Source organism: Oleiphilus sp. HI0080 (assembly GCF_001635135.1).
Genome location: NZ_LWFU01000264.1, coordinates 1 through 5574, shown reverse-complemented (window position 1 = coordinate 5574; position 5574 = coordinate 1). Strand labels below are relative to the sequence as shown.

Annotated in this window: 6 protein-coding genes; 2 read left to right on the top strand and 4 right to left on the bottom strand. The window is 49.1% G+C overall.

Annotation, left to right across the window (positions count from 1 at the left end):
- Positions 1 to 254, top strand: a 254-nt coding sequence (locus A3751_RS21710; RefSeq protein ID WP_156492222.1) for a GNAT family N-acetyltransferase, incomplete at its 5' end; no start/stop codon positions are given.
- 38 nt (positions 255 to 292) lie between these two features.
- Positions 293 to 712 (top strand): CBS domain-containing protein, encoded by a 420-nt coding sequence (locus A3751_RS02800; protein WP_082863017.1) that lies wholly within the window; start codon positions 293 to 295, stop codon positions 710 to 712.
- On the opposite strand, the gene A3751_RS02795 is transcribed toward A3751_RS02800, so the two are convergent.
- The 4 genes from A3751_RS02795 to trmB form a co-directional block, all read right to left on the bottom strand.
- On the bottom strand, positions 709 to 2559 hold the full coding sequence (locus A3751_RS02795) for a sodium:proton antiporter (RefSeq protein WP_068451837.1): 1851 nt from the start codon (positions 2557 to 2559) through the stop codon (positions 709 to 711). The two genes, A3751_RS02800 and A3751_RS02795, sit on opposite strands and share 4 nt — an antisense overlap.
- A gap of 43 nt (positions 2560 to 2602) precedes the next feature.
- On the bottom strand, positions 2603 to 3409 hold the full coding sequence (gene tcdA / locus A3751_RS02790; protein WP_068451834.1) for a tRNA cyclic N6-threonylcarbamoyladenosine(37) synthase TcdA: 807 nt from the start codon (positions 3407 to 3409) through the stop codon (positions 2603 to 2605).
- On the bottom strand, positions 3406 to 5019 hold the full coding sequence (locus A3751_RS02785) for a lysophospholipid acyltransferase family protein (protein ID WP_068490742.1): 1614 nt from the start codon (positions 5017 to 5019) through the stop codon (positions 3406 to 3408). Before A3751_RS02785 ends, tcdA begins: the two co-directional genes overlap by 4 nt.
- A gap of 69 nt (positions 5020 to 5088) precedes the next feature.
- Positions 5089 to 5574, bottom strand: a 486-nt coding sequence (gene trmB, locus A3751_RS02780) for a tRNA (guanosine(46)-N7)-methyltransferase TrmB (RefSeq protein WP_068451828.1), incomplete at its 5' end; no start/stop codon positions are given.

Below are 5574 nucleotides of genomic sequence, written 5' to 3'. Positions count from 1 at the left end.
TACTAAGAGGCGTTTTCGTTGCCCCCTCCTACCGAGGNCGTGGGCTCGGATCGGATCTCATTCGCTACGCCCTAGAGCATAGTGAGCTTAATGAGGTCTGGACCTTCCCATACATGCACTTAACTGCGCTATACGAGACGCTGAACTTCCTTCCTGAGGCAGTCGAAGACGCACCCGAAACCATTCGACACGCCTTCAAGACATACTCAGATCAAGGTAAACAAATTTCATTAATGCGTTGGCAACATCTGTAGCGCATACTATAAACATAACGAATACAAGGGAGGGCACCGTGAAAAGCATTCTAGTGAAAGATTATATGAGCAGCAATGTCACCAGCTTCAAACCGGAAGACAATGTGATAGAGGCGCTGCGGCAACTTTTAAAGCAAGGGCACTCTGGCGCTCCAGTGCTCGACAACGAGCGCCGCTTAGTCGGTATGCTCTCAGAGATTGATTGCCTAAAAGAAGCGTTAATGGATGGCTATTATCAAAGTGCTAGCGATCGCGTCGCAGACCATATGACGAAAGAAGTCGACTGTGTAAAGGCAAACGACAATATTTTGGTGCTTGCTGACATGTTTGTTGGCGGACGCCGTCGCGTGCCCGTTGTGGACGAGGGTGCGCTCGTCGGCATTATTACGCGACAGGATTTTGCTAGAGCGCTTATTTACACCATCGACCATCCGCACCACGGTGATCACGCGCACTAGGCATCCTTCTTGGCTCCAGCCTCTGCTGCTGGAACGGGGGCTTTCTTTTGCACCAGGCTGACCATTTGCCAGTCAGCCTTGGGAGCAACGCTCTCAGCACCTCCCGCTGGATACACCGCCCCACTGGGCGCGACGGAAAACAGTAGAGTGAGATTTGCGCCGTGCTCTTTTAGATAAGCGTCAAACGAAAACTCTTCCGTTAATCGTGTAATTGTTACCCGAGCGCCCTTACTGTACAAACTTGCCAGTTTTGCATAACTCAAACCATCCTGAAAAAGACTCGCCGCCTGCATAAAGGTCTCTGGTGTTTGATGACTGGCACGTTGCTCCATTTCTCCCTCGCTTAATGCGAAAACGTGCTGAGCGTTGAAACGGTCAAGGAAGTGATAAACGACATGAGCATTTAATTTTTTATACGGTGAAATCGCCAAGAATTGCCCAATACCCGTCATTTCGAGGTTGTTCTCAGCATGCTCTGAAGCCGGGTTTCCATAGTAAACCGACAAACCTTCCATTCGAGCCGCCCGATAGTTTTCCCAACTGGTGTCTGACAACACAACTGGAACATCAAGCTTTTGAAAGGCTTTCGCAATATCTCGCGCAACGGCGTTTGCGCCCAAAAATAAATACCCATTACTCGATGGCTCACGCACTTTAAGTAACTTCGCCAGCGGAGTGGCTGAAATGCTTTGCAACGCAACGGTAATCACAATCACTAAAAATACCAAAGGCACGAGCATTGCGGCTTCTTCAATACCAATTTCTTCAAGCCTGAAAGCAAATAGCGAGGACACCGCAGCAGCCACAATACCGCGGGGTGCAATCCAGCTTAAAAAAGACCGCTCTTGCCAGCTAAGGTCTGTTCCTAGCGAAGCCAAATTGACGGCTAAAGGCCGGGCGATAAAGATCAGCGCCGCAAGAATCCAAATGGCCCCTGCGCCCAGATCGTAGATTGCCTGCAACTCCATCCGCGCTGCCAGAAGAATGAACAAGGCAGAAATTAGAAGAACAGAAAGAGACTCTTTAAATTCGAGAATCTCATCAATAGGCACACCTCGCATATTAGCAAGCCAGATCCCCATAACGGTGACCGTCAACAATCCCGATTCATGCACCAGAAAGTTTGAGGCGGCATACACACCGAGCATAAAGGTCAGTACGCCAGTATTAAGCAAGAACTGCGGCAACCATTGACTGCGCAAAGCCTCGCCCAATAGATAGCCTGATGCGCAACCGAGCGTCAGCCCAAGTACCAGCGTTGCGCCAAAGGTGAACATGGTAGACATAAACGCACTGCTTTCTCCAGCAGTTGCGCCGTTGGAAGCGATGATAAACTCGAACACCAGAACTGCGAGCAAGGCTCCAACAGGGTCGATTACAATCCCTTCCCACTTAAGAATGTTACTTATTCGACCTGATGGTCTGACCGCGCGTAACAGCGGCATAATCACGGTTGGGCCACTAACAACAACGATCGCGCCAAACAGCATCGCTAGAGACAGCTGCATATCAAGCACGAAGTAAGCGGCGAGTGTTCCGACAAGGCAGGTCACAATGGTGCCGTAAATGATCAGATTCGTGACCATTTTTCCATGCCCTCGAATCTCAGAGAACTTCAGGGTTAAGCTACCTTCAAACAAGATAACGGCAACAGCAAGAGAAACAATTGGGAAGAGCATATCGCCGAGCAGAGCATCGGGATCTAACAAACCGCTGACAGGACCAACAAGGATACCAGCGACAAGAAGAAATAAAATCGCTGGCTGACGCAATCGCCATGCGACCCACTGACATATGAGAGAAACGACGCCGATGGCCGCTAATGTGATCGTGCTATATTCAAGCATCCTGAACGACCCTTTGCATGCGTCCTTGTCCTTTTATCGTTGTTTATATTATTGTTTTCGTCAGTTTTGACAGTATGCGCGACACGGCAACCATCGCAAAAACAGACGTAACCGACGTAACCGCTCCAAAGCCCGAGGCGCAATCAAGTCTCGCTGGCCCGCCATCTTCGGGCTTATTCAAGCAGACAGAACCATCCGCCTGTGCGTATTTCAGTTGCTCAGTTGAGTATACACACTCCACACTAAACTTCCGCTTCGGGTTTCTCGAATAATTATGGTGTCGCCGAAGGTTACTACGTATCTTGGCAAGCAATGGGTCTTGGGTTGTGCGCGCTAAATCTTCGATCGCTATCTGAGTTGGATCCATCTGACCGCCAGCACCACCGCAGCATAAAATAGGGATCTTGTTTCGCCGGCAATGAACGATCATAGCCGTTTTAGCCTTGATACTGTCTGTCGCATCAAACACATAATCTAGGTTTTTAGTCAGCAGTTCAGCAACATTGTTCGGCGAGAGAAAACTGTGTTGCACATGCACACGCACCTCTGGACTAATTTCCTTGATTCGCTGAGCCATTACTTCTGTTTTCATCTGGCCAACCGTAGCCTGAAGAGCGTGAACCTGGCGGTTAATGTTCGACACGCACACGTCATCAAGATCAATCAAGGTGATTTCTCCAACACCCGATCGAGCCAAGGCCTCCGCGGCCCATGAACCTACGCCTCCGATGCCAATGACGGCCACATGACTTTGCGCGAGCTGCAATAAGCCTTGCTCCCCATACAGGCGCGCTATGCCGCCGAAACGAAAGCGATAATCTTCACTCAGCGCGCTCTTTTTTTCTGTCATGGTGTTTGTTTCAACTTTTCGTCGTAGGCGAGAAAATCATGATTTACCAGCTCGTAGCGCTTTCGCTTGAGCGGCTTTAAACGATTCAAGTCGACAACGACTAGACCGTCAATGCAGTCCTGAAAATCGGGATCAATGTTAAAGCCATGGAAACGTGTGCCGCCTTCATCGCATAACTCAGTGTACTGCTTGTACAGGGTTGGGACGGAATGCCCGATAAGTCCGAGCTGTTCTCGCAGAGTGACAAAGGCATCTCTTGCATCCAGCCCCTCAAACAAACGTGCATTCTGCTCTTTCGCTGAATAACCCATCATATAAGGACGCTTGCAGCGAACGATGGGATCATCATCAAGATAGTATTTGCCGTAATAACCGAGCAATAAATCCTTACCCTGCTGACTGAACGCATTGGAAATACTGACAGCCCCCAGCAAATAGCGCACTCTTGGATTGCTACGAATATAAGCCGCAATGCCGGCCCATAAATAATCGAGACTGCGGGAACCCCAATACTTAGGCTGTACAAAACTTCGGCCTAACTCGACACCGCGAGGCATGATGCGCTTCGCTTCAGCTTGATAGTCAAACAACGTAGAGGTGTAGAGACGATCCGCATCTAAGTCGAATGTTGTTCGCAAGCGATAGGCCCCGACGACTTCTTTGTCCTGCGCATCCCAGAGGACGATATGCTGGTAATCCAAATCATAAGCATCTATATCACAAGCCTTTCCGCTTCCTTCCCCAACCAAGCGAAATGCCTGTTCTCGCAAACGGCCAATCTCTCGTAACAAGGAAGACGATTGCTGAACAGAGCAAAGATAAATCAACTTATGATCTTTGGTTTTACCTAATAACGCTGCGTTAGCAAGCTCGGCCAAAAGATGCTCTCGAGGTTCTGGCAGGGCTATTGCGGGCAAGGTTTTAAAGTAGGAGCCTTTACCTGAAGCGACCCGATAAAGCTGTTTACGCAACAATTTGGCTTTAAAACGATCACGCAACGGAAGATCTTTGTAATCTGCCGCGTCGATTAACTCCCCAACCCTGAGTTTCTGGTCATAGGTTTCTGGCAAAACGCGACTGGCAAGTTTTTGAAATACTCCATGCCCACGGTAAAAACCGCGCACCTGCTGCAAAAAAGGCTGCTCATCACTGGATACGTGCACGTGCAATATGGGGCTCAAGGTATGCGTGGCAAGCTTCAAGAAATCCGTCGGCCATCTTTCCTGAGTCAACTTTGGTACACCTGAAGAACGGCCAAAGTGCACCGGCTGAATAATCAATACGCCCTCGTTTGCAAGGTGTTCAGTCGCGGCAAGCCTGGTTGTTTCGTCTGAATCGCCCATGCAGCTGAGCGATCGAAATTCAGATAACCACGGGCTGTCACAATCGCCAATGAATCTCAGGTCTTGTCGTACCTGAGATACAAAGTACAAAAGCGCTAACGTTGAAATGCCTGGCAAAGGATCGTTGGCCAAGACAATCACTCGACCCATCTCAGGAATTTTTAGAGAATCTTTAACATCATAGACAGCTGACAACTGATGTTCGGCAAGATACTCAAGCACGTGCTTGCTCAACTCGTTTCGATTAGCCGACGTTGATTCTTGCATACTTGGAGATCGTTTGGTCTTTGCAGTTAAAAAGGGAAGTTTCAGCATCTGTTCTGTTACTTCGCGCTGTTACGCTGAGCGCTTGCGATAAAGCAAATCCCATACACCATGACCCAAGCGCTCACCACGACGTTCAAACTTAGTGGTTGGACGGTAATCCGGTTTTTCTGAGTAAGGCCCTGGCTGGGTGCAGTTTTCAAAATCTGGAGCCACATCCATCACCTCGGCCATATGCTCGGCATAAGGCTCCCAGTCCGTTGCCATGTGAAAAACGCCGCCATCAGCTAGTTTAGATGCCACCAAAGCCGCAAACTCAGGCTGTACGATTCTGCGCTTATGGTGCCTTTTCTTATGCCATGGGTCTGGAAAATAGAGTTGGAGCCGCGCTAAGCTTTCGTCTGGAATATCCTGTTTCAACAGTTCAACAGCATCACAACAGAGTACCCGAAGATTTGTTAAGCCTGCATCGCCAGCTTGTGCTAATAATGCGCCAACGCCAGGACGATGCACTTCTACGCCAACAAAATTTTTCTCTGGCTCTGCACTTGCCATTTC